This is a genomic window from Psychrobacter sp. AH5, from assembly GCF_040371085.1.
Classification (GTDB): Bacteria; Pseudomonadota; Gammaproteobacteria; order Pseudomonadales; family Moraxellaceae; genus Psychrobacter.
Window position 1 is genome coordinate 2,943,018 of record NZ_JAMBMT010000001.1, and the last position, 24,955, is coordinate 2,967,972.

Below are 24,955 nucleotides of genomic sequence, written 5' to 3' on the forward strand. Positions count from 1 at the left end.
CTTTGTTGAAAGATTATGCTTAGTTTTTACAGTTTTACAGTTTTTAGGTGCGCTAGGCGCACCCTACGCGAGTTTATAAAGAATCACCATACATATCAGCGAAATACTTCAGAATGGCTATTAAGTCGAATAAGCTCTACAACCTCATCTTCAATACGATAGATCAGAACTAAATCTGGCTTCACATGGCAATCACGAAATCCCTTCAGATTGCCAGTTAGCGCATGATCACGATACTTGGGTGGCAAAGGCTTGTTCTTTACTAAACAATAAAGTACTTCAATCAAGCCCTCTGATAACTCTGCTTTTTTAAAATCCTTATCGAATGAACGTGTTCGTCTAACTTTGCGCATGTGGCTTTAGCTCCAGCATCTCATCTAAAGAGCTTTCGGTATAGTGGCCGTTTTCAAGCTCTGCTAACGCTTGTAGCGTACTGTTGCTAGGTGCTGGTTGATAATCAAAGGATAGGGGTACAGTATTGGTATCTGCTACTTGATTGAGGAACAACTTTATAGCTTGAGAAGGCGTTAAACCATAGCTTTTAAATACTGAAAAAGCCTTGTCTTTTAATTCTCGATCAAGCCTAATGTTATAGTTAGTCGTCGGCATTTTCTCACCTATAAATTACGCATGTACATCCAATGTAATGTATTTGTACTGTTTAATCAAGGCGCTCATTGTCTTCTTTAATTAACGAATACCTTTAAACTGCAATCCTACTTCCGATTCTTCCGAGCCCGTTTCTTCCGCAGTCTTTTTTCTTCAAGTTTGGCTTCTTTTTTGGCCTCAGCCGCTATTCTTTGCTGAGCGACTACTTCTTCTTCCGCCGCCATCATCTCAGGCGTCTCCATAGTAATACGACCAAGCGTACCACTACGTAGCTCATTAATGAGAATCTCCGACATCCGATAAGTATCGACGATACCGCCTTTTTTTAGCAGCCCGCGATTGCGTCCAGCTACTTCAAAGAACTCCCAATCGGTCTGCGGTAGATCCTCAATCTTATAGCGCTCTTTCAGCAATTTAGGATAGTCTTTGATTAAATACTCAGCGGTATAGCCTGCCACATCAGCAAAGTCAAAAGCGGTATCACGGATGCCACCCGTCGCTGCCAATCGGTAGCCTGAATGCTCGTTCTCAACTTTTGGCCAGAGCATACCGGGCGTGTCATAGAGCATGATACCGCCCTCAAGTTTGATCAGCTGCTGCGATTTAGTGACCGCAGGCTCATTGCCCGTCTTTGCCACCGAGCGACCGGCTAAAGTATTGATTAAGGTGGATTTGCCAACGTTGGGAATACCCATAATCATCGCTTTAATCTGACGACCGGACTCTGCTTTATTGGGCATAATACGCTTGCACAGCTCTACAATTTTATGGACGTCATCGGCCTTATTATCATCGAAAGCTAGTGCTTTGACGCCGTTTTGTGCTTCTAGGTGATCAAGCCATATTTGCGTACGCTCAGGATCGGCAAGGTCGGCTTTATTAAGAATCTTAATGACCGGTTTTTGCCCGCGCAGGGCAGCGACCATTGGGTTTTCGCTGCTATAAGGAATACGCGCATCGATGACTTCGATGACGATATCCATCTCTGGCATGATCTCTTTAACTTCATTGCGGGCTTTATTCATGTGTCCGGGGAACCACTGAATCGTCTCTTTAACCATTACTTTATTGCCTTATTTTGTAGGGGCCTTTTTTATAAAGGGTGCTATTAATATTTTATATCATTAGCATCAGTTTACTACAGAAGCGCTTATGCCTCGTCAATTTTCTCAGCTTCCTCAGGCGGCAGTGGCGCTAGATAACCGATAAGTAAAATCAAGCTACCTGCTACTAAGAAAGACAGCACTCGCCAAATCGCTTCGGTCTGTGACAGATCGACTAGCACCAGCTTGAGCACCACCACGCCGAGTAGTCCGATACCCATAAACCAAGGTGTACGCTTTAATTGACGACTAGCAATAATAGTCGCAACTAGGGCAATCAGCGTCCAAAGAATGGTTAGGCCTGTCTGTACTTGTTCGCTATGCCAAGCACCTGCTTCCCAAAGCGGTGTGCTGATAAAGGCATGTAACGTCCTAACGAGCATACTAGAGACGACCCAAAAGCTAACTAATCCTAAAATGATCAGCATAGGCTTAGGATTAAAGGCTTTTTTATTGTCCTTGTTATTTGCTAAATCATGCGAATTTACCTCGTTTTTATAGCTAAGATAAAACGCACTTAGTCCATAAATAACCACCAGCCATAAGCTAATATCATAGAGATTAAGCAGCGCAAAGTATGGCAAATCCCAAATCACGCCATCATAAGACCAGTTGGTTACGACCACCCAAAGTAAGGTAATAGGCACGAATAGCTTGGCACAGTCAATCAGCGCGGCTTGCCAGTCAAACCAGTAAACTAATCCTTTCGGTTTTTGAGAATTAATATCATAAGATGTCGCAAACTGACTATAACGATAGCTAAGATATAACCCTGCGAGCATCAGCGCTACAGTAATAAGGATAGCCATCACCCCTTTTGAGGCAGGCAAGCCATAATGCACCGCTGCCGCTAGTACCAAAACGCCAGTAGCTAGCCAACTGGCATTATCAAAACGCGCTAGCTGGTTGTTTTGATACCAAGTTTTTTGCCATAATTGAGCAATGACTAACCAAGCGATTATAAAGACGGAAAATAGTGTCCAGTTGACGCTGTTCCACTGATAGTTAAACTCAAACTTTTGGGGCAATTGCAAAATAAGCGCGGCATAAAATAGCACTAATAAGCCTTGGCTAAGAGGTCTGATCTCTTGCCATGAGCGATAACGATTGACCAGCCAGTAGAGACTTACACTGAGTAGCGAAGATAAAGCTATCAAACTGGTAGTTGCTACGCGCTGAGAGTCTAACCACTGCTCAAAGCTCGCCACTCCGACATACAATGCCCAAACGACAGCCATAAAAGTCAAAAAGCTTATGAGTAGTGGACTACGCCAAACAATAGTAAAAGCGCTACCTTCTTTATCGATACTGCTCAACCACTGATGAGCCGCTTGCTCGCTAATGCCTAAATCTTTGGCATAAGGGGTAACAGAGTCGCGGGTCTGCTGCTCCGTACTGGTTTTTTGCGCAGTAGGGTTAGACTTTACTAAACGATGCATAGTAGGCGAGTTATTGGCTCGCAAAATAAACAGGGCAGCCAACAACGCTATGGCAGACACACTTATCGCTAAAGTCGGATAATTATCATAAGAGAAAAATAGCGTTATCATGAGCATAACGATACTAACCAATTGTAGCAATAAGCCAAATAGCACCGACCAAGCGCGCAAGGAGCGACGACCGAACCACACTAACGCCAGCCCCTGCACCGACCAGCCAAAAGCGATCCATTCAGCGTCCAAAGCTAATGGTATCACTAAGGCCAAAAAGCCAAAGCCTAGTGCTAGCATACCTTCGGTTATCAAGGCATAGTTTTTACTACGCTTAACAAATACTAAGCCAAGCCCTAAATAAATCGCTGCCAAAATCGCGCTAGTAACCGTCAAAGCGTTAGGGATATCGTTTAATAGCGCTGAAAATAAGCCAAAAGCGAGTAGCGGTACGGAGAACAGCAAGCCGCTATCGATAGGAAATAAATACAAGCCATTTGCTGATTTAGAGGTCTTGAGCGTTTGAGCGTTTATTAACTTAGCAGCCGCTTCGCTATCCCTGTCGCTAAGCTGATTATAAGCAATGATTTGCTGCGCATAACGAATGACCACGAACAGATAGAGTGCCAAATGTAGCGCCACTAATCCTACTAAGGTCCAACGCTGCGATTCGATGACTGCGGTTAGGTTTTCGCTGAGACCCCAATAGTAAGCGAGTATAAAGGTCACTAGCGCCCCGAATAAATTGAGCACTTTCCAAGTGCGATAATGGGCGATGATAGCGATAGTGACGTTGAGCAGTAGATAATAGCTAAATAATGCGCTCAAGCTGCCAGTATCGTCAGCGGTCAATATCGGCGCAAAAAACCCTCCAGATAAAGCTAACAATGCTAAAGGAAAAGCGTTTTGCCGTACCGCTAAGCCGATAGTAAGGGCCGATAATACTCCTAAACCGATAAAGCTTGGCAGGCTTGGCAGCACCTCATAGACGCTATAGGCAAAAAAGGTGGTCAAGTAAGCTATGGCTAGGCCTGCGCCTTGTAGCGTGATGCCATAGGCAAAGCGCTTTTTGGCGAGTTTAAGTCCCAATGCTGCTAAGGCTAAACCAATAATGCCTATCGCTATTAGCTTAGAGGTAATCGACATCTCGATATAGTCGCTGAGCAAACGTAGCAATAATACTACGCCGACCAGTAACACGATAACGCCCACGCGCACCACGAGATTACCACCAAAAAACCAGTTTTTGAGCGAATAAAAAATCGAGGTGACGATAGGTAGGGATTGCTCGTCGGGTTCTATAGTCGAAGGCGGGGAAGCTGTTACTGTTGATGTAGCATTGCTAGCTGAGGTTTCAGAGGCAGCGGTATTTAAACCATTAGTAGTGTTTGCTAGTTGTATTTTATTAGAGGATGAGGCAGGTAAGGGTGGCGGTAGCGTCATTCCAGTTTCACGCTCTAAATCATAGCTTTTGATTTCAGTATTAATACTAGCTTCAGTATAAAAATCAGTATCAGAAGTAGACGCTAATGTATCATCGCTATGATGTTTGTCTAGTTTATCTTGCAGGCGTAAAACTTCATTGCGTAGCTCGATAAGCTGATTATTTAACTTATTGTGCAGCACCAAAACAATGATCAGTAATACAATAAAGCTTGTCCAACCTAGCATTGCTATCACTCAACTCATCTTATAATAAAGCGATGATGACGCTATTTTGTGTTTATTACAACAGAGTTTATGGTTAAGGTTTTTTAAATATGAGTTTATAATTTACTTTTAACCCATAAAAAAACAGAGTATGACTAGCATACTCTGTTGTAGATAAATAAAGCGCTTGAACTCATTGATTAAAACCAGCTTATGAGCCTAAGTTAGTTTTCATTAAGTCCATCATTTTATCCCAGCTGTCTTTAGCGGCTTTTTCGTTATAACCCAGATCCACATCGTTATTGGCAGCGCGCTCATCAGCATGCGGATTACTAAAGCCGTGTTTAGCGCCTTCATAGACATCGACGGTATAATCAGCGCCGACTTTATCCATCTCTTGTTTGAAGTCATCGACCGCATCCATAGACACCATACTATCCTCACCGCCATGCGCGACCAATACTTTGGCTTTGAACTTGTCATCGGCTGGCTGCTTAGCAGATAAGTTACCATGGAAAGTGGCGACAGCTTTGAGCGGCATACCTTCACGCGCCATATCTAAGACGATTTTGCCACCGAAGCAATAACCAATCGCGCCTAAGTTGTCGCCATTAACGCCCATTTGATCGGCAAAATCATTGAGAATTAAGCGGCAGCGATCCATTAGCATGTCTTGATCCGCTAGCACTTGCTCCATCCACATATTGGCCATAGCCGCATCGGTAGTGAGCTTGCCCTCGCCGTAGACATCCATCGCTACCGCCGCGTAGCCGGCTTTAGCTAGACGCTCAACGACAGATTTGGGATAATCAACCACGCCCCACCATTCTGGAGCCACCAAGATACCGGCTACTGGCTTATCGTCTGAAGCGTTTTCTGGCAAGGCCATATAGCTGATTAGCTCAACGCCATTTTCGGTTGTACTTATTAATTCTAACGTCTTAATTGACATAATATTGTCCTTTTTAAGTGATGAGTTTTTGTATTATATTTCTATTTATAGAAGAGCTTATAGCACCGCCTCTTTATTACTCAACCACCTTAACGCCCATAACGGATAAAAACAGCTATAATACTGTAACGCTGTTTATCAAAATGGTTCTTGCTAACCCAAAGATCTGAAACTATGGCTACTCTATGAGGTTAAATTTGTTGTCTCTACCCAAAGCAGAATATCAAGCCAATCTAGCTGTAGACTCAGAAGATAAAATTGAGTCTACCGACACTTTGCGTCCGCAGTTTTGGTCCAACTATAACCTTGATGAGCTGAATCATAGCGAATGGGAAGCGCTGTGTGATGGCTGTGGCTGCTGCTGCTTGATCAAATATATTGATGAAGATGAAGACGGCAATGTAGATGAGCAATTGGTGGAGTATACCGATGTGGCCTGCCAGCTGATGAACTGCGAGACCGGCTACTGCCAGCATTACGATACCCGCCAACAGTATGTCCCCGACTGTATTCAACTGACTATTGATAAGCTGCCGACTATGATGTGGCTGCCAGCGCACTGCGCCTATAAGCGTCTGTATAAAGGACAAGCGCTACCCAGTTGGCATTTATTATTGACAAAAGATGCCGTAGCGACTCAGCAGCAAATGCGCGCGGCCAATATTGGCGTAGCAGGGCGCTGTATCTCTGAGATTGGCATGGCAGATGAAGAGATGGAAGAGCGGGTGGTCAATTGGGTCACGCCTTAACTGATCATTGTTTAAGTTTAATTTGAGACGATAGCAGCTGATTTAGCTTGTACTTCCGCCTCTAACTGCGAATCATCCAATGGCGGTATCGGTAACCCTTGACGAATTTGCTCGGAGAATTTTTGACTATTATCAATAAGCTGCGCATCAGAGCTGTTTTTGTCAAATTGATTATCAAAGCCGCGAACTTTGCGATTGATATGGGTACGCTCATACCACTTATCCATCGACCATGGCTGCCCTTGCTCGGTGGGATTAGCATCTAACATGCCAATATCAAACATATAATTAGGCAACCAGCCCGAAACCCAAATCCGGTAATCCCACGGTAGCCTATCACCGCTGACAATGCGCGCCATATAAAAAATAATATTAGTACAGTTGCTAGTGAAAGTATTGTACCAAGCAGGCGCAGCGACCAGCTCATCAGCGGCTTGTAGATACGACTCAAATAAGGCAGTCACCTCATGCTTTTGCAAATGACTGACTGGAAATAAGTAAACCTGCTCACCGCGCGCATTGCTACGAGTGTAGAGAATATCGCGCTCCTCTGCTGCAATAAGGCTAAGCTCAAAGCGCCGAAAAAACCCAGCAAAGGCGGAGAAAGACTCATGCTGCTCTTTACGAATCTCAAAGGAAAAGGCTAGCGGTCTATCGTCCTCAAAGCGAAAACTCACTAGCGTATGAGCAATCAGCGGCCCCATCCAATAAGAGTTAGTCACATCAATGCCTGACAATTTGGACATATCAACAGTGCGTGTCTGCCAGCGCTCATTGGCTAGGATCTTTAAAGGCTCCTCAGCCGCGCTATCTGTTTGTTCAGCAAGGTACCAATCAAAGTTACGCACGTTAGTAAAGGTAATCAGATTGGGGTTATTAGCGTCGCGGCTATAGGACAATACTTCGCTGACCTCCGGCTGCCAATCGCGCTGTGCTTTAGCTTCAATAGAAAAAAACCAGCCAACGCCTATTAGCCAAAGCCCACTATATAAAACCGTCAAAAATTTGCTTAGCTTTTTGGTTTTAAGACTCTCATGAGTTATCTTATTGACAAGTTTTGGTGCATATTGCAGCAGCGTTATTGAGACTAGTAAACCAGCAATCAACACAGTAGCGAGCCAAGTGATAGGACTGAGCGCGCCGAACTGATACCAAAGCGCTAATACTAACCAAAGCGCCGATAGCAGTAGCGCTATGAGAATAAAAAAACGCACTAGCTTATAGAGTAAGCGCTGGGGCTGATGGTCTTTTGTTTCAGGGTGAGAGCTAGCATGGGCGTGGCTACGAGGCGACAATAGCTTGGATAAAAATGAGCGACGTGACATAGGCGTAAATTACGTAAATGAATAGTTTGACCATAGCAAAGTTTCTAACACACTGACAGTACAATTTGAATAAATTTTTCGTTGAATGTCGCTTTGCCTTGGGATAAAGTGAAGCTAAATAAGGTGTAAATTTGGGCTATTGTTGAATAGCGGTTTTTATTTGCTATTTTAACCCCATGTAGTTTGAGGTTTATAAAATTCAGTTTAGTAAAAGATTTATAGCGGTTATTTATATATTAATAAACTTAAGAGGTTAACTCACATCACTATGTCTGATGATGCTCCCAGTCCGAGTAGTTGGTCGATGCGTGGCTTAAAACGCTGGCTATCGACTGCCCCCGAAACCCGTGATGAACTGATTAGCTTAGTACAGCAGTCGCGTCAGTTTTTAGAGCCTGATACCGTTGATATGTTAGAGGGCGTATTAGATCTACCGGCGACACAAGTACGCGAAATTATGACCCCGCGTCCGCAAGTGGTTGGCTTGCACGAAAGCACTAGCCTCAAAGAGGTTATGGATATTATTCTTGAGACCACTCATTCGCGTTATCCGGTGTTTGATAGTCAAGATGATGACGCCGTTATCGGCATTTTATTAGCCAAAGATTTGATCCCTATCCTTGTGCATATGGTGCGCGATGAAGAGGATAAAATCGATAGCAAACGCCTAAAAGATTTGGTACGTCAGCCGCTCTACATTAGCGAGACGTCACGCTCTGATACTTTGCTGCGCTCATTGCAGCGTACGCAAGTACATATGGCAATCGTGGTTGATGAGTTTGGTAACTTTGCAGGCGTAGTCACTATGGAGGATCTGCTTGAGGAGATCGTCGGTGATATCGTCGATGAGCATGACGATTTTGATGAAGACAGCGACATCAATAATATCGTGGCACACCCCGAAAAACCTAATACTTGGCGCGTACAAGCCTCTACAGTGATAGAGGACTGTAATGACGAGCTTGGGAGTCACTTTGATGATACGGATGTCGATACCATGGGCGGCCTGGTGATGCAAGCTCTTGGCTACGTCAGTGATTTAGAGGGTGAGAGTGTGATAATAGATGATTGGCAAATCACTATCACTGATGTTGAGGGGCGCTCGATTAATAATTTGGAGCTGACTAAGACCGGTGCCGGTAGTCATCTGTTGATAGGCAGTCACTAATAGCGCTAGACAAGCTCGCTTTAAGGTTAATAAAAACACGATTGCGATCGTGTTTTTATTGTTTCTAATTGCTAAAAATACAGTATTCTAAAAACGCCGTTATTGCTAACAACCCTAGATAAAGAGTTTATGTGAGAGGATAGTTCCAGCGAGAACGCTACGCAATTTATCCCCTTTGCCGCAACAGACTGTTATTATAGGCGGATTTAATTTTTCGCTACTAAAGATAGTTTTACTAATAGACTAAAAGATTTAAAACTTGGATAATTTGCTATGCGTTTGTCTACCGATGATTTACAAAAGCACCTAAATCCCAAAAAGAATAGGCAGCTACCTTTTGGGCTTACTTTGTTGATAGCGCTATTAGCCGGAGCAATATTTATATTTGCGCTCGCGCCTTATGGCTTTTGGCCGGTAGCGATTGTATCGCCAGCTATTTTATATGCTTTATTATTGCCAAAGATGAGCGGTAAGCGCGCTTTTATGATCGGTGAGGCTTACGGAACGGGGCTATGGTGTGTCGGAGCGTTTTGGTTATTTACCTCAATCAATGATTATAGTGATACCCCAACTTGGCTTGCGCTGATTTTGATTGGTTTAATGGGCTTAGGCATGGGGCTATTTCATGGCTTTTTAGCCCTGATTTTTAACCGTTTGCTCGGTCGCCAGCCTTTTTCTTTTGCTGCGCTTTGGATCTTACAAGAGTGGCTAAAAACTTGGTTATTTACCGGTTTTCCTTGGCTATTTGTCGGTTATGCTTTTACTGAGCAGTACTGGCTATCCTCCTTAGCTCCTGTCGCTGGGGTGTTTGCAGTGTCCTTTGTTGCCGTATTACTGGGGGCAAGTTTAGTTGAGCTACTGCGTCGCCGCGCAGGCTATCTGGTAGTGTCAGCCGTATTGGTGTTGATAAGTGTTAGTTTGTGGCTGCTTGATCCGCAGTGGACAAAGCCCAAAGGTACGCCAGATTTATCGGTATCGTTGATCCAAGGCAATATTCCGCAAGATCTAAAATGGCTCACTGAATTTCAAGTGGAAACGTTAAAGATATACGCCAACTTGACGCGTACGGAATGGCAGCGGGATCTAATCATTTGGCCTGAATCCTCTATTCCGATGTTTCAGACCGAAGCCATAGGCTTTATCAGTGAAATGACCAAAATGGCGAAGGAGAATAATACCACTTGGGTCACGGGTATTCCTTACAAAGATGAGGCCGATTTTGATCCGGCGACTGATAAGTATCCGCCCTTTTATAATAGCGTGATTGCCCTAGGAGCTGAGGCAAAAGGGTTGTACAAAAAGCAGCGTTTAGTGCCTTTTGGCGAGTATATCCCTTTTCAAGGAATGCTTGATATATTACCCAATCTAGCCGGTAGTCAAGATATTTTGAGCTATAGCCGCGGCGGCAAAAATCAATCGCCTCTACAGGTTCGTGGACATAATCTAGGTTCAGCGGTCTGCTACGAGGTCGCTTATCCGGATACCACTCGCCGTAATGCTATTGATACTGACTTTTTGGTGACTATCTCCAACGATGCGTGGTTTGGAACCTCAGCAGGTCCGTTACAACATTTGCAAATGGTACAAATGCGCTCGCTTGAGAATGGTCGCTGGTTCATGCGCGCTACTAATACTGGCGTCACTGCTATTATTGATCATAAGGGCCGCATCATAAAACGTGCGCCGCAGTTTGAGCGTACGGTGCTGCGTGGTAATGTACAGGCGCGAGTAGGTAATACGCCGTTTATGATTATGGGTCATTATCCTATTTTGTTTATCATAGCGCTATTATTAGGCTTAAGTTACCTTAGCAAACGCTCAACCAAAAGGGCTCGATTAGGCAAATAAGCAGACGGGTTAATAATAATTCCTTTAAATAGTTAAGGGTTTTAACAAATTGCTATAAATTACGATATAATAGCGTAAATCTCTAAATATTTTTGTGCAAGGTGGATAAAGTATGTCAGATATCGTTGAAAACAATCCAAAAAAAGAGCTGATATTTGCTCTAGGCGGCATTGTCTTATTTTTAGGTCTCGTATTACTTATTGGTATTTCTGCATTTTTGCGCCCAGCGGGTGAGCATATCACCGCTGAACCCACCGAAGCATCAGTAGCGGCTGAAGAAGCAGAAGCTATCGCGGCAGAAGAGGTTGTGGATACGACTGGCACTGCAACTGCCGATACCGCTATTGAGACGGACAGCGCGGCTGCAGATACTGCCACGCCTGCCGATGCCACAGTGACGCCTGCTCCTAGTAGTGGTGATGCCGTGGTTGCTACCGGTTCAGCTACCGCTACGGCTGATGGTACCGTTGATCAAGCGGCAGTAGCTGATGCTGATTTGACCGCTGAACAAGCCGATGGTGACGCTGACGCTACTACTGAAGAAGCGGCTCAGTAACGGCTTAATAACTGCTAGTCTTTGATAAGAGATGTCGTTTTTGCGACTGTTTATCTAATTGTGATGCTTTGCTGCGGCTTTGATTATTGCGGTTTACTAGCTGTTATTGATAGCTTTATTAGCTAAAAACAAAAAGTCTGATACTTATTTAATACCCACTTTCACTAGCTGAGAGTGGGTTTTTTTGTGGGTATTTGTGTAATTATTGAGCATTTGCTTCTTTACTTGATTTTATGCAAGTGAAACAATATCGCGCTTATACGACCCTTAGTCGTAATAACTCTATACTTCATCGTAAATAAAGTACTTTTTGAAGGAATAAAAGTATGAGCAAAGTTTTAAAAAAAGAAGGGGATGCCGCTGAATTAGCAGCGCTAGAAAACGGCTTTATGGGACATCCAAGACCGTTACGTCCGCTATTTTTCACTGAAATGTGGGAGCGTTTTTCTTACTACAGTATTCGGCCGTTATTAGTCCTGTTTATGGTTGCAAGCGTTGGTAGTGGAGGTTTTGGCTTTGATGAAACTACCGCGTCAGCTATTTATGGTATTTTTGCCGGTTCACTATATTTAGCCGCGGTTCCGGGTGGCTGGCTAGCCGATAACTGGCTAGGACAAGAGCGAGCCTTATGGTGGGGTAGTATTATTATTGCTTTGGGTCACTTATCCATTGCCTTGTCCGCCCTCTTTGGTATGACACTATTTTTTGTTGGGCTAATCTGCATCGTTTTAGGGTCTGGGTTATTCAAGACTTGTATTTCAGTGATGGTAGGCGCTTTATATGCCAAAGGCGATAGCCGCCGCGATGGCGGTTTTACGCTGTTTTATATGGGTATCAATATTGGCGCATTATTAGCCGCTCTTATTGTTGGTGTTTTTAAAGAAAAAGGTCTATGGCATATAGGTTTTGGCGTTGGCGGTTTAGGAATGCTGGTATCACTACTGGTCTATCGATTCTCTGCTCAAAAAACGCTAAAACGTTTCGCGCAAGCAAAAGGCATCAAAGCGGATTGGGAGATAGCCAATGATCGCTACCATAATATAGGTGCGTGGGTCGGCGGCTTATTGGCAGTGCTCGCCGCCATCGTCGTCTTAGTAGCTAGTGGTATTTTGCCCTTTAATGCCCAGCTAGTGGCGCAGTATATGACTTATATTATTGCTGGCGTGGTGCTGTTATATTTTGCCGTCATGTTTGTATCACCAAGGCTCGATAAAACCGATAAGCTGCGCTTATTGACCTGTTTTATTTTGATTATCGGCTCCACTCTTTTTTGGTCAAGCTTTGAGCAGCAACCGACCTCGTTCAACTTATTTGCCGATCGCTACACCGATTTGGAGGTCATGGGCTTTAGTATTCCTAGTATTTGGTTTCAGTCGCTCAACCCGTTATTTATTTTAATGCTAGCGCCTATTGTTAGTATTATTTGGGTCAAGCTTGGCAATAGAGGTCGTGAGCCTAGTAGCATGGCAAAGTTTGCTTTAGGAATGTTACTAGCCGCCGCTGGTTTTGGTTTGATGATTTTGGCGTCTAAGAGCATTTTGACTAATGAGGGCGGACTTGCTTCGCCATTATGGTTAGTAGGCAGTCTGTTATTATTGACTTTAGGCGAGCTAGCGCTCAGTCCGGTAGGCTTGTCATCGATGACTAAGCTTGCGCCAAAAGGGATGCAAGGCCAGATGATGGGGCTGTTCTTTGCCTCTGTTGCGATGGGTAATTTGGTAGCGGCCTTTTTTGGCGGCTTTGTTTCTGCTGATAAAATCGAGAGTCTGCCTACCTTGTTTACGACTATGACAGTGTTTTTAGTAGTGACAGCGGTGATTTTATTACTACTGGCTAAACCTATTAATAACATGCTCAAAAAGAGCGAGCAGGCCGATCAGCTCAGCTAGCTCTAAGCGCGTAGTAAATTTATAGACGTGTTACCCTAGTGGGTGACACGTGCTTACTTTGAGCAAAAAGATATTTTATGCCAGCTATTGAAAGCGCGCCATCTGCCCAGACCTCTAATACTATGGTTATTCAACCTCAATACTATTATCACAACGAGACGATTATTGATAATCGCTAGCTATACCAAATGATCAAAAAATCAGAATCCACAAGGAACATTCAATGAGTAAACAAGCCATTCACGACCGTATCGATAGTTTGCGTGACGTTTTAACTAAGCAGGACTTAACCGCTATTATCGTGCCGACAGCCGATCCGCATTTATCTGAGTACCTGCCTGAATATTGGCAAAGCCGTCGATGGCTTACAGGGTTTACCGGTTCAGTAGGTACGTTGGTAGTCACCGCTGATTTTGCTGGGCTATGGACCGATAGTCGTTACTGGGTACATGCTGCCCATGAGTTAAGCGGCACTGGTATTACTCTAGAGAAACTCGCACCCGGTCAGCCTAATCACATTGATTGGTTAAGCGAGCAGTTAGCTGAAGGCGATAGCGTGGCAGTCGATGGCGATGTCTTATCTATTGCTGAACAAGATCGTTTACTGGACGCTTTTGAAGCCAAAGACATTACCTTGATTACCGATCGTGACGTGTTGGCTGATATTTGGAGCGATCGTCCGGCATTACCGACTGCTAAGTTATATCAGCATGATGAGCAGTTTGTGGCGCAGTCTGCTAGCTCAAAACTTGATGCGGTACGTGCGGGTATGAGCGAGGCAGGAGCGACGCATCATCTGTTATCAAGCCTTGATGATATCGCTTGGCTGACCAACTTGCGCGGTAGCGATGTCGATTATAACCCTGTATTTTTAGCGCATATGTTGATCGATGAGCAGACGGCAACGCTATTTGTGGATAATAATAAAGTCAGTAGCGATATCAAGCAAAGTCTACAAGAGAGCGGTATCGAGTTGGCAGATTACGAGGCAGTACAATCAGCGCTAGGCAAGCTTACCCCTGAGGATTTATTACTATTAGATCCTAGTAAAGTCGCGGTCGGTACTTTGTCACAGATAGTCGATAATGTCGGTTTTATCGAGCAAATGGCTCCTAGCACTAAGCTAAAATCGGTCAAATCAGATGCCGATGTCGATCATGTACGCGAGGCCATGCGTCAAGATGGCGCCGCGCTATGCGAGTTTTTTAGCGCCTTTGAGCAGCGCTTAGCAGCTGGTGAGCGTCTTAGTGAGCTGGACGTTGATAGTATGCTGATTGAAGTGCGTAGTCAGCAGCCGCACTACGTGTCGCCAAGCTTTCCTACCATTGCTGGTTTTAATGAAAATGGCGCACTGCCGCATTACCGTGCAACGCCAGAAAAATTCAATTATTTGGACGTAAGCGAGGGCGAGGGTGGCTTATTGCTAATTGATTCAGGCGCTCAATACCAAAACGGCACAACCGATATCACCCGAGTTGTCGGTATTGGTCAAGTGACAGACGAGCATAAACGCGACTTTACTACCGTACTCAAAGCCCATATCGCGCTGGCTCGCGCGCATTTCCCTGATGGCATCGCCTCACCTTTGATTGATGCGATTTGCCGTGCGCCATTATGGCGAGCACAAATGGACTATGGTCATGGCACCGGTCATGGTGTAGGTTATTTCTTAAATGTGCACGAAGGGCCACAAGTCATCGCTTATAGCGCCAGTACGCCTAAAGAGCGCGCAATGAAAGTAAATATGATCTCTAGCAATGAGCCAGGTTTGTATCGCGAAGGCAAATGGGGCATTCGTATTGAAAACTTAGTCGTCAATAGAGCGGTGGCTAATCCTAATGAAACCGAATTTGGTAAGTTTTTACACTTTGAGACGGTGACTTACTGTCCTATTGATACTCGTCTAATTGACAAGACATTATTAGATAGCATAGAGCTAAACTGGCTAAACGACTACCATAGCCAAGTCTATGCTGAGCTAAAAGATCGTGTCGATGGCGCCGCGCTTGACTGGTTGACTGAGCGCACCCAAGCGATATAAAATGCTTTCTCAAAGATAAATAGTCGTTTAAAATAAAAGCGCCTAACGAATTATTCGTTAGGCGCTTTATTTATCAGAATTGAATGAAGCTCTTTTCTGATCTTTATTATTAGCTCTTATTACTTTTCGCTCAATTGACGCGTGACCTCCGCTCGCAACCAAGACTTTAGGTTTTCAGACATCTGCATCATCTGCTCAGTCAGATAATCATCGATATTAGCTTCTAGTTCTTGAATCATCTGTTGATGAGCGGCATTAAGCTCAGTATCTTGTAAAGATAAGTCGATAGCTGAATGAGCATGGGCTGTATCGCCAACCGCATTGATATTGTTGACATTGGCAAGGTTTGGTTTTGTCTCAGCGAGCGACTTATTAGAGTCTTTATCGATCTCATTTTTTACTGTGTCTGTAACCGCTTTCTCTGCAACCTTAGTGACCTCTGTTACCGAATCTTCTTTATCAGCCGGCTGCTCAACTTGCGTTTCTTGTGATGCTTGTTGCTCAGCTTCGGCTAATGCTTTTTCTTCAAGGGCATTTTTTTTAGCTTGTAGCTTTTCTTCTTGCAAGCGTTGTTGCTCTAAACGCTCTTTTTCCAAGCTCTCTTCTGCTAAGCGTTGCTGTTCGGCCTCAGCTTTTTGCGCCGCCTCTTTATCAGCAAGCTCTCTTGCTACTGCCTGCTGCTTGTCATGAGCGCTATACAAATCATCGAGATGAGCGTCGAGATCGTGATTGCTAAAGACGAAATCCTCAAATGGCGTATCGGTCTGCAGTAGCGTAGTAATATCTGTCAATTCTTGCACGATAGCGGCACGTACGGCTTGGGGTGCACTAGTCCAATGCTGATAAAACTGAGGAGAAAAAGAATAGCTCGACATAATTACTTTCCTAAAGTGCTAAAAATTACCCCTTATCATACGCAAGTACAATAAGGGGCTGCAAGGGGACAAACGTAGCAAAAAGCATATAAATCTTGCACTAATACGGATAGCGTTAAAAGTAGTGAAAATAATTAAGTATAATTAAGCTAAGACCAACGGGCAAAAATTAACGAACCGTTAGTACCACCGAAGCCAAAACTATTAGAGACAGCATAGTTAAGATCATCGACTTTTCTAGCTTTATTAGCCACATAGTCCAAATTACAATTGTCCTCGACATTTTCTAAGTTGATCGTCGGCGGCACTTGCTGATGTTGCAATGCAAGAATAGCAAAGATAGCCTCAATGCCACCTGCTGCGCCCAATAGGTGCCCTGTCATAGACTTGGTTGAGCTTACCAAAATACTATCTTTTACCGCTGAAAATACGCTCTCAATCGCGAGTGATTCAGCAACGTCGCCTGCTGGCGTACTAGTACCATGAGCGTTGACATAACCGACCAATGCAGGATCAATACCCGCATCATCAATAGCGTTTTGCATGGCGCGCGCTGCACCGCTACCATCTTCAGGCGGCGCGGTAATATGACTGGCATCATCGCTCATACCAAAGCCGACTAGCTCGGCAAGAATAGTTGCACCGCGCGCTTTGGCGTGAGCTAAGCTCTCTAACACTATCACGCCTGAACCATCACCTAGCACAAAACCATCACGATCTTTGTCAAAGGGTCGTGACGCTTTAGCCGGTTCGTCATTGCGCGTAGAGAGCGCGTGCATAGCACCAAAGCCTGAGATACCAAGTGGACTTGAGCCTTTTTCGCTACCACCGGCTAGCATAACATCAGCATCACCATAAGCGATCAGGCGCGCCGCTAGACCAATAGCATGGGTCGCGGTGGTACAAGCTGTCGAAGTTGCTAAGTTTGGCCCTTGCAGATTATGCTTAATGGCGACTAAGCCTGCTGCCATATTGACGATAGAGCCTGGAATGATAAAGGGCGAGACTTTTTTGGCACCTTTGTCTCGCAAGGTGTCACGGCTGTTTTCGATAGTTTGGATACCGCCGATCCCTGATCCTAGTATAATACCAAAACGCTGTTGGTCGACATTATTCACCGGAGCATCATCAGCACTTACTTCGTCGATAAATCCCGCGTCTTTTAGCGCCATGTTCGATGCTGCGATACCGTAATGGATAAATTCATCATAACGCCGCGCATCTTTAGCATTCATATAATTTTTGGCATCAAAGTCTTTGACGGTGGCTGCAAATTGAGTACGATATTCGCTGGCGTCAAAATGCTCAATAGGGGTGATGCCACTCTCGCCTGCCAATAGACGCATCCAGGTGCTCTCAACGTCCAAACCCAAGGGAGTAATAGCACCCAGGCCGGTGACTACGACGCGGCTATCATCTGAGCGCTCATGATGTGGCGGCTTTTGACGAGAGTTTTTCTGTTGGCTCATACCCTGTTTCCTATACTATAAATGCTAAAATAATATTATTTTAGCAGCCATTATAAAACATATAAGTGTACGTTTGTAAACTTAGATTGATGGGTCACGCAAAACAAACTTGCCCTAATACCACGCCTTTATTAGCGCCCGTTACCGCTGGCAGGTTACCGGTTTCTCCCATTAATGTCTGACGGGCTAACCAAGCAAAAGCTACCGCCTCTACCCAAGTCGGCTCAAGTCCCAAATCAGCAGTAGTCGCTACTGAGCAATGAGGCAGATGCGCTTGCAAGCGCTGCATCAGATAGCCATTTAACGCGCCGCCGCCGCAAACATAAACGCTGCTATTATCCTCATCTTTAATAAAGCTATTGATCTGATCGCAGGCACTAATCGCTGTCAGCTCAGTCAAGGTAGCTTGCACATCAGCCGCCGAATAGCGAATGGCCGTAGAGGCTTGATCGAATTTTTGTAGCTCGGTCTGTAGCCAGTCTAAATTGAAGTCCTCACGGCCGGTACTTTTGGGATAAGGCTGAGCAAAAAAGGGATGCTCTAATAGCTGATTAAGCAGGGGTTCGACGACTTGCCCTGATTGCGCCCAAGTACCGCCAGCATCATAGTCTTTGTCGATATGCTGTTTGGCCCAAGCGTCCAATAATAAATTGGCCGGGCCCGTATCGTAGCCGATGACGGGATTATCGTTTACTGGTAGCACAGTAATATTAGCGATACCGCCTAAATTGAGTAATACTCGCGTGCTCTCAGGCTTGGCAAATAACGCTTGATTAAAAGCGGGTACTAATGGCGCTCCTTGACCACCAACCGCCATATCACGGCGGCGAAAGTCATTAACGACACTAATGCCGGTACGCTCCGCGATGATATTGGCATCGATAAGTTGCAAGCTAAAGCCAGCTTGCGGACGATGGCGAACAGTTTGACCATGACAGCCAATAGCTAGTATTGACTCTGTATCCACGTCCGCTTGCTGCAATAAGCGATTGACCACTTTACTGGCAAACTTGGAGTATTGTGTACTGGCCCAGCCGAACCAATCGAGCTCGCTATTTAGCTCAGCAGGCTCATCAAACTGTAGGGTTAATTTATTGGTACCGTTAGGCTCACATAATGCTAATAATACCTCACGTAGGCGCGCTGAGAAATCTTCACTATAGCTGGCTAGTAATTGCATAGGCTGTTGCGAATCTGCACTATCGCTACTGAACTGACATAACACCACATCCATACCATCTAAGCTAGTTCCCGACATCATACCTATATATAAGCCGTCATCGAAGTTTTCAAAGACGGTTTGCTCTAGAGCATCAGTTAAGGCGGCGTAATTTAGGTCATCTTGGGTGCTCTCTTTAGGTTCAGAGAAGTTCTTATTATCACTATTAAAAGTAGAGACAGGCTTACTCATGGCAATTTTCCTCAAAAAACGCTAATATATCTGCCAAATTCTAACATTATTTAGACTCTTACAAGATTCTAAAATCTGTAAGAGGTTTATTCGCTAATAAAGACACTATTTTTATAACTCAGAGAACACTATGACCGATCATTCCTACAGTATAGAAGAGCAATTAGCGCTTATTCAACGCGGTACGCAAGAGATTTTATCAGAAGACGATTTAGTCAAAAAACTTAAACTGAATCGTCCGCTACGTATCAAGGCCGGCTTTGATCCCACTGCACCGGATTTGCATCTAGGTCATACGGTTTTGATCAATAAGCTCAAGCATTTTCAGGATTTAGGTCATGAGATTTACTTCTTGATCGGTGATTATACCGCTAAGATTGGTGATCCTTCTGGTAAGAACAGCACGCGCCCGCCACTGACTGATGAGCAAATCAAAGTTAATGCGCAGACTTACGCCGAGCAAGTATTTAAGATTTTGGACAAAGAGAAAACTAAGATTGTCTTTAACTCGGAATGGTTCAAGGATATGTCAGCGGCAGATATGATTCAGTTGTCAAGCCAGCTGACAGTATCGCGGATGCTTGAGCGTGATGATTTCTCTAAACGTTATGCGGCGCAAACGCCGATTGCCATTCATGAGTTTCTCTATCCGCTAGTGCAAGGTTACGATTCTATCGCGCTTGAAGCGGATGTCGAGCTTGGCGGTACCGATCAGACTTTTAATATTTTGATGGGTCGCACCTTGCAAGGTCGTTATGGGCAAGAGCCACAAGTGTGCATTACTGTGCCAATTTTGGAAGGTTTAGACGGCGTTAATAAAATGTCTAAATCCTTGAACAATTACGTCGGTATTTATGATGCGCCGGGCACCATGTACCAAAAAATCCTTTCTATGCCGGACACACTGATCCGTCGCTACTTTGAGTTTTTGAGCTTTAAGCCAATGGAAGAGATTGATGACTTGATGGTAGAGATGGAAAAAGGCCGCAATCCCCAAGAGATCAAACGTATCCTTGCCGAAGAGCTCATTGAACGTTTTCATGATAGCGACGCAGCTGCCAATGCGCATAAATCTGCTGGTAACGTTTTAGCCGATGGCGAGTTGCCTGTTGATTTGCCAGAAGTCACTTTAGATTTGGATGGTCAGGACGCATTATTTATCACCCAAATCCTCAATCAAGCTGAGCTTGCCAAAAACAACTCAGCGGCCAAAGATATGGTCAAGCGCGGCGCGGTAAAAGTCGATGGCGAAGTGGTCGATGCTGGTTTTAGCTTAACCTCAGGCCAAACCGTTGTTATTCAAGCGGGTAAAAAGGCTTATGCGAAAGTGACGGTGGCTTAGATATTTTTTAAAATGAATATGCGTAAGGCCGACAATTATAGTTGGCCTTATTTTTATCAGAATGTTTTCATCATTACCGTTTTATTAGGCCAAGCTCATGACGAAAAATAACTCAGATTCTCAAACCATCCCCCAAGGCATCTACCGCCACTATAAAGGCAATCTTTACCAAGTTTTGCACACTGCACGTCATTCCGAAACCGAAGAGCCACTAGTGGTTTATCGCTGTCTTTATGGTGAGTATGGCGTTTGGGTACGGCCTTTAGCTATGTTTAGCGAGACAATCACTCGCGACGGTAAGCAGATACCGCGCTTTGAGTTGATTAAAGCTTTAACGAGCTAAACTTACGTCTATCACTGCCATAATTTCTCATAATGGGCGTCACTAATAGCCGCGATATCTAATTCAGTTAGCATCTCGCGTAGCGCTGACCAACGCTCGTTATTTGGCTCAATGGCTGCTATTAGACGTTTTAAAGTATCATTAATAATATTATCCATCAGTGCCGATGGCGTCTCATTAGTATAACCATAATAAATCTCACGCGCCCTTACAGCGTCATCAACACAAAGCTGCGTCATCTTTTCGCTAACTTTGACAAACTGCTGTATAGCCTCTTGTTTTTTGGCAAAAGTGCTATGCGTCGTCATCAGCTCTAAAGCCGAAAAATTAGGATAAGGCGATAAGTTTTGATCGATAAACGTATAACTAAGCCCAAGATGATTGGCTTCAATGCCCTCAAAGTTATAAAAACACAGCCACGCGCCATCAAAGTCTCCATGTGCATCACCGTGTTGTAAATGATGTAAATGCTGAAAATCAGTCTCTACAAACTCAACTTTATCGTGTTCTAAAACCAAGTCTTTTTGCGCCGCATAACGACGTAGTATCTCAAAACCGATTTTATTAGTAATAGCATTCGCTGATGGGGTGGTAATGCGAATCGGCTGATTTTGATGCAGCTTATCCATACTGCTTTGCTTCATCATGACTCCGCCATCAGTGACAAAAAAACAGCCGAGCGCTTTTAGATCCTCAAAATGATGTTCAAACAGATGAATTGGCTCATTGACGTGCAAATCAATTTCACCAGTCTGCAACGCAGCAAAACCATCATAATGCTCAGTTGGTTCTATCATAGTAATATCAAGTCCAGCGTCTTGATAAGCGCCGGTATAAATCCCTGCAATAAAGGGTAGATGATCAGGGTTCAAAAACCACTCTAACGTCAATATCAGTGCTGTATTCGCCACAAAAATTCCTTATATTATCGGTGTGAGGCTGTTATAGTAAAACTGGCTTTGTTAAAAAGCTATGAATTTATTCATAGTATGAAATATATCTTTATAAGTCTCTTTTAAAAATGTGAGCAGTTTTTTAAAAAGGATAAAGCGCTATGAGTAATGCAACGCTACCAGAACTTGATAACAGCCTTTATCCGCAACTATGGCAACAACGCCTTTATGATAGTCCGCAAGCGCTTTTAAAAGCTATGTTGGAAGGGACGATTGAGCCTGATGCTTATGCTTTTACTAAGCAGTTACAGGCCAATGCTAGTTATCAAGAATGGATTAATACTTCGATATTTGGGCGCTATATTCAGCGTAGTTTTGAGGCGCTTTATAGCCAAACCGAAGACAGCTTTAATATGGATATACCAGCACTGTATCGCAATGAATTGCTGCGTCATGCTCAATACTTACCATTAGAACAAGTATTGTTTGTAGCAGCAGAGATGCCGAAGAACGCTCGCCGTGAGAAGCTTTTTACTACGACTCTAAATCCTGCAACCGCCATATTAGGCGCACAAAAGCTTAAGCAAAACGCGCACAAAGTCACACCAAGTAATAATCAGCAGTTACTAATTAATCAGATTAAGATAAAAGGCAATGAGGTACTAGCGTTTCCGCTGCGTCATAACAAACGCACTAGCGAGCGCATTCGTAACGAGGTACTGATAATGAGTTTTAAAGAGTTACGCTTAGTAAATGAAGAGCTTATTGATAATAAAGGTGTAGAGCGAAGCCTTATAGCTGAGATGATACTGCTTCGCTCTTACGAATTACGTTGATAGCTATTAGTTCGATTTGATAGTTTAGCTATCTTCTTTAGCAATCGTTAAACCATTGAAAGTTTGCGCCACTGGCATGATCTCCATGCGATTGACATTAATGTGAGCAGGAGACTCAATGAGCCACAACAAAATATCGCCGATATCTTCACCGCTCATTGTTTTGAAGCCATCATAAACCTTGGCAGCCTTTTCATCATCGCCATGATAGCGCACGTTTGAAAATTCAGTACCCGCTACATTGCCCGGCTCAAGATTGGTCACGCGCACTTGTGTGCCCAATAAATCGGCACGCAAGTTAAGACTAAACTGCTTCACAAAAGCTTTGGTCGCACCGTAGACATTGCCGCCATAATAAGGCCAAGTGCCAGCGATAGAGCCAACGTTAATGATATAGCCGCTATTGCGTTTTACCATTTCAGGTAAGATGGTATGCGTTAAGGCTATAGTACCTTTGATATTGGTGTCGACCATTTGTAGCCAATCGGCAAGACTAGCGTCAAAAGCAGGTTCCGTACCGAGAGCGAGTCCGGCGTTATTTACTAACACATCGATTTGCGCAAAGTTAGCAGGCAAGTCAGCGATTATCTTTGGTAGCGAGGCCGTCTCACTGACATCCATCTGCACCGGCAAAAACAACTCGCCTAACTCGTTTGCCATGGTTTCAAGCTTCTCTAAGCGCCGAGCACAGCCAATCACGCGGTGACCTTTAGCGACTAATTTCTCAGCCAATGCTTTACCAAATCCTGCACTAGCACCAGTAATTAAAACAATCATAACTATATCCTAATTATAGTCAATCGAAAGTAAAACTGTTATTGACCTAATTGCTTGCCAAATATCTTATCACCAGCATCACCAAGCCCCGGAATAATATAACCGTGCTCATCCAAATGACTATCAAGCGCGGCGGTATAGATAGTGACATCAGGATGTGCTTCATTGACCAAGCGTACGCCTTCTGGCGCGGCGACTAATACTAAAGCCTTGATATTTTTACAACCATGACGCTTGAGCATATCAATAGTAGCGACCATCGAGCCGCCCGTAGCAAGCATTGGATCGACGATTAGCGCTGGGCGTTTATCCATGTGGCTGACGAATTTTTCAAAGAACGGCACTGGCTGCAAAGTCTCTTCATCACGCTGCAGACCGACTACCGAGATTTTTGCCGTTGGAATAAGATCGAGTACACCGTCTAACATACCGAGACCGGCGCGCAAGATAGGCACTACTGTCGCCGTCTTGCCGATAATTTGCTCACCGGTTATCTCACCGCACCAACCGTCCATAGGAAAGGTTTCAATCTCAAAGTCATGACTGGCCTCATATGCCATCAAGCGCGCAAGCTCTTTAGTTAAAGTGCGAAACTTATAGGTACTACAATTTTTTTCACGCATTAGACTAAGTTTATGACGGACTAATGGATGATCGATGACGTTGATACTTAAATCGTTGTTTAAGTCGCTCATAAGGTCTCTCTTATCTTTTGAACATTTTTGAATTTGGCTATTAGCCTGCGTTTTGATTTTAGCTTTTTACTGGTGCACTATGATAACAAAAAAAGCGCTTTTCTTATGTACAATGTTATGACCGATGCAACTTTTACGACTAAAAATAATAATAGAGCCGTTAAAAAATTAGATAACTTAAAGAAGGACAATAAATAGATGACTGCCGCAGAAATAGAAACTCACCCCTTTGCACCCGTACTACCTCCTGATGCCACCGTGATGATGATGGGCACTTTTCCGCCAACTTCCGACAAGTGGGCAATGAGCTTTCATTATCCTAACTTCTATAATGATATGTGGCGCATTTATGGCGGCGTGTTCTTTGATGATGTCAATCATTTTAGAGTAGGGGAAGAGAAGCGCTTTGATCCGGAGCGCATTCGGAGCTTTTTATTTGAGCGCGGAATTGCTTCATGCCCTACCGTTAAGCAGGCCATTCGCGAGACTGGCAATGCCTCGGACAAAAACCTAACCGTAGTGACGCCTGTGGACTTAGATTTGATATTACCGCAAGTGCCAAAAGTAGCAGCGCTATTTACTACTGGTGGTAAGGCGACAGAGGTATTGCTTAACTTGTTAGCAGAACCGCCGATAAAGTCAAAGTACCCTAAGACCAATCAAAGTATCGATTATCCGTATGAGTGGCAAAGCGATAAAGCAGAATCATCAGATAGGCAAGTCAACCAGTTGACTTTATATAGATTGCCTTCTACCTCGCGCGCTTATCCGTTAGCTTTGGATAAAAAGATAGCCGCTTATAAAGACTTCTTTGAGAAGATGGGCAAGTTATAAGAAGAATAATGGCGTAGGGTATGGTTAGCGCAGCGTAACCCACCATTAAATGCTAATATTGAGGTTTAGTGTTGACCTTAAGTTATTGATAAATAGAAAATAAACCTAGTCATCCAAATTTATTTAAAATAAAACTAAATTTAAGCTTGACGCCTAACCG

At 44.1% G+C, this 24,955-nt stretch carries 22 protein-coding genes; 10 read left to right on the forward strand and 12 right to left on the reverse strand.

What is annotated here, in order from left to right:
- Positions 1-95: 95 nt before the first annotated feature.
- From M0N77_RS12575 to M0N77_RS12595, 5 genes are all read right to left on the reverse strand, one after another.
- Positions 96-353, reverse strand: a complete 258-nt coding sequence (locus M0N77_RS12575) for a type II toxin-antitoxin system YafQ family toxin (RefSeq protein ID WP_353105507.1) — start codon at positions 351-353, stop codon at positions 96-98.
- Entirely contained in the window at positions 340-609 is a 270-nt protein-coding gene (locus tag M0N77_RS12580) for a type II toxin-antitoxin system RelB/DinJ family antitoxin (protein WP_353105508.1), read from the reverse strand. The genes M0N77_RS12575 and M0N77_RS12580 overlap by 14 nt, the downstream gene beginning before the upstream one ends.
- Positions 610-716: 107 nt before the next feature.
- Entirely contained in the window at positions 717-1,670 is a 954-nt protein-coding gene (ylqF, locus tag M0N77_RS12585; RefSeq protein WP_353105509.1) for a ribosome biogenesis GTPase YlqF, read from the reverse strand.
- An 89-nt stretch (positions 1,671-1,759) separates the two neighbouring features.
- Entirely contained in the window at positions 1,760-4,813 is a 3,054-nt protein-coding gene (locus tag M0N77_RS12590) for a DUF2339 domain-containing protein (RefSeq protein ID WP_353105645.1), read from the reverse strand.
- 190 nt (positions 4,814-5,003) lie between these two features.
- Positions 5,004-5,744, reverse strand: a complete 741-nt coding sequence (locus tag M0N77_RS12595) for a dienelactone hydrolase family protein (RefSeq protein WP_353105510.1) — start codon at positions 5,742-5,744, stop codon at positions 5,004-5,006.
- Between the two features lie 185 nt (positions 5,745-5,929).
- Between M0N77_RS12595 and M0N77_RS12600 the strand changes: the two genes are divergently transcribed.
- Positions 5,930-6,493 carry a YcgN family cysteine cluster protein gene (locus M0N77_RS12600; RefSeq protein WP_353105511.1) on the forward strand — a complete coding sequence of 188 codons (564 nt, stop codon included), beginning with the start codon at positions 5,930-5,932 and terminating at the stop codon, positions 6,491-6,493.
- 17 nt (positions 6,494-6,510) lie between these two features.
- Here the strand turns inward: M0N77_RS12600 and M0N77_RS12605 are convergent, their stop codons facing one another.
- The gene (locus tag M0N77_RS12605; protein ID WP_353105512.1) at positions 6,511-7,818 is read right to left on the reverse strand and encodes a DUF4105 domain-containing protein; all 1,308 of its coding nucleotides are present in this window, start codon (positions 7,816-7,818) and stop codon (positions 6,511-6,513) included.
- Between the two features lie 268 nt (positions 7,819-8,086).
- Between M0N77_RS12605 and M0N77_RS12610 the strand changes: the two genes are divergently transcribed.
- The 5 genes from M0N77_RS12610 (at position 8,087) to M0N77_RS12630 (ending at position 15,320) form a co-directional block, all read left to right on the forward strand.
- The gene (locus tag M0N77_RS12610; protein ID WP_353105513.1) at positions 8,087-8,986 is read left to right on the forward strand and encodes a CBS domain-containing protein; all 900 of its coding nucleotides are present in this window, start codon (positions 8,087-8,089) and stop codon (positions 8,984-8,986) included.
- A 273-nt stretch (positions 8,987-9,259) separates the two neighbouring features.
- Positions 9,260-10,834 (forward strand): apolipoprotein N-acyltransferase, encoded by a 1,575-nt coding sequence (lnt, locus tag M0N77_RS12615; RefSeq protein WP_353105514.1) that lies wholly within the window; start codon positions 9,260-9,262, stop codon positions 10,832-10,834.
- A 112-nt stretch (positions 10,835-10,946) separates the two neighbouring features.
- On the forward strand, positions 10,947-11,390 hold the full coding sequence (locus tag M0N77_RS12620) for a hypothetical protein (RefSeq protein ID WP_353105515.1): 444 nt from the start codon (positions 10,947-10,949) through the stop codon (positions 11,388-11,390).
- A gap of 326 nt (positions 11,391-11,716) precedes the next feature.
- The gene (locus tag M0N77_RS12625; protein WP_353105516.1) at positions 11,717-13,279 is read left to right on the forward strand and encodes a peptide MFS transporter; all 1,563 of its coding nucleotides are present in this window, start codon (positions 11,717-11,719) and stop codon (positions 13,277-13,279) included.
- Positions 13,280-13,502: 223 nt separating this feature from the next.
- Positions 13,503-15,320 carry an aminopeptidase P family protein gene (locus M0N77_RS12630; protein WP_353105517.1) on the forward strand — a complete coding sequence of 606 codons (1,818 nt, stop codon included), beginning with the start codon at positions 13,503-13,505 and terminating at the stop codon, positions 15,318-15,320.
- A 119-nt stretch (positions 15,321-15,439) separates the two neighbouring features.
- Here M0N77_RS12630 and M0N77_RS12635 read toward each other — a convergent pair whose 3' ends face one another.
- The 3 genes from M0N77_RS12635 to M0N77_RS12645 all read right to left on the reverse strand — a co-directional run bounded on the left by M0N77_RS12635 (position 15,440) and on the right by M0N77_RS12645 (position 19,075).
- Positions 15,440-16,195, reverse strand: coding sequence for a hypothetical protein (locus M0N77_RS12635; RefSeq protein WP_353105518.1), 756 nt, complete (start codon positions 16,193-16,195; stop codon positions 15,440-15,442).
- A gap of 149 nt (positions 16,196-16,344) precedes the next feature.
- A complete protein-coding gene (fabF, locus tag M0N77_RS12640; RefSeq protein WP_353105519.1) occupies positions 16,345-17,664 on the reverse strand; it encodes a beta-ketoacyl-ACP synthase II in 1,320 nt (439 codons plus the stop codon).
- Between the two features lie 94 nt (positions 17,665-17,758).
- Positions 17,759-19,075: an anhydro-N-acetylmuramic acid kinase gene (locus M0N77_RS12645; protein WP_353105520.1), complete on the reverse strand. Its 1,317-nt coding sequence runs from the start codon at positions 19,073-19,075 to the stop codon at positions 17,759-17,761.
- Positions 19,076-19,205: 130 nt separating this feature from the next.
- Here M0N77_RS12645 and tyrS point away from each other — a divergent pair, with 130 nt between their 5' ends.
- Both tyrS and M0N77_RS12655 read left to right on the forward strand, forming a co-directional pair.
- Positions 19,206-20,417 (forward strand): tyrosine--tRNA ligase, encoded by a 1,212-nt coding sequence (gene tyrS / locus M0N77_RS12650; RefSeq protein ID WP_353105521.1) that lies wholly within the window; start codon positions 19,206-19,208, stop codon positions 20,415-20,417.
- A 97-nt stretch (positions 20,418-20,514) separates the two neighbouring features.
- Positions 20,515-20,760 carry a DUF1653 domain-containing protein gene (locus M0N77_RS12655; protein ID WP_353105522.1) on the forward strand — a complete coding sequence of 82 codons (246 nt, stop codon included), beginning with the start codon at positions 20,515-20,517 and terminating at the stop codon, positions 20,758-20,760.
- An 11-nt stretch (positions 20,761-20,771) separates the two neighbouring features.
- On the opposite strand, the gene M0N77_RS12660 is transcribed toward M0N77_RS12655, so the two are convergent.
- On the reverse strand, positions 20,772-21,671 hold the full coding sequence (locus M0N77_RS12660) for an ABC transporter substrate-binding protein (protein ID WP_353105523.1): 900 nt from the start codon (positions 21,669-21,671) through the stop codon (positions 20,772-20,774).
- Between the two features lie 143 nt (positions 21,672-21,814).
- On the opposite strand from M0N77_RS12660, the gene M0N77_RS12665 reads away from it, so the two are divergent.
- Complete coding sequence (locus M0N77_RS12665; RefSeq protein WP_353105524.1) at positions 21,815-22,489, forward strand: hypothetical protein; 675 nt, start codon at positions 21,815-21,817, stop codon at positions 22,487-22,489.
- Between the two features lie 24 nt (positions 22,490-22,513).
- Here the strand turns inward: M0N77_RS12665 and M0N77_RS12670 are convergent, their stop codons facing one another.
- Complete coding sequence (locus tag M0N77_RS12670; protein ID WP_353105525.1) at positions 22,514-23,266, reverse strand: SDR family NAD(P)-dependent oxidoreductase; 753 nt, start codon at positions 23,264-23,266, stop codon at positions 22,514-22,516.
- A gap of 38 nt (positions 23,267-23,304) precedes the next feature.
- The gene (gene upp / locus M0N77_RS12675) at positions 23,305-23,961 is read right to left on the reverse strand and encodes a uracil phosphoribosyltransferase (protein ID WP_353105526.1); all 657 of its coding nucleotides are present in this window, start codon (positions 23,959-23,961) and stop codon (positions 23,305-23,307) included.
- Between the two features lie 198 nt (positions 23,962-24,159).
- Here upp and M0N77_RS12680 point away from each other — a divergent pair, with 198 nt between their 5' ends.
- Entirely contained in the window at positions 24,160-24,795 is a 636-nt protein-coding gene (locus M0N77_RS12680; protein WP_353105527.1) for a DNA glycosylase, read from the forward strand.
- Positions 24,796-24,955: the final 160 nt, after the last annotated feature.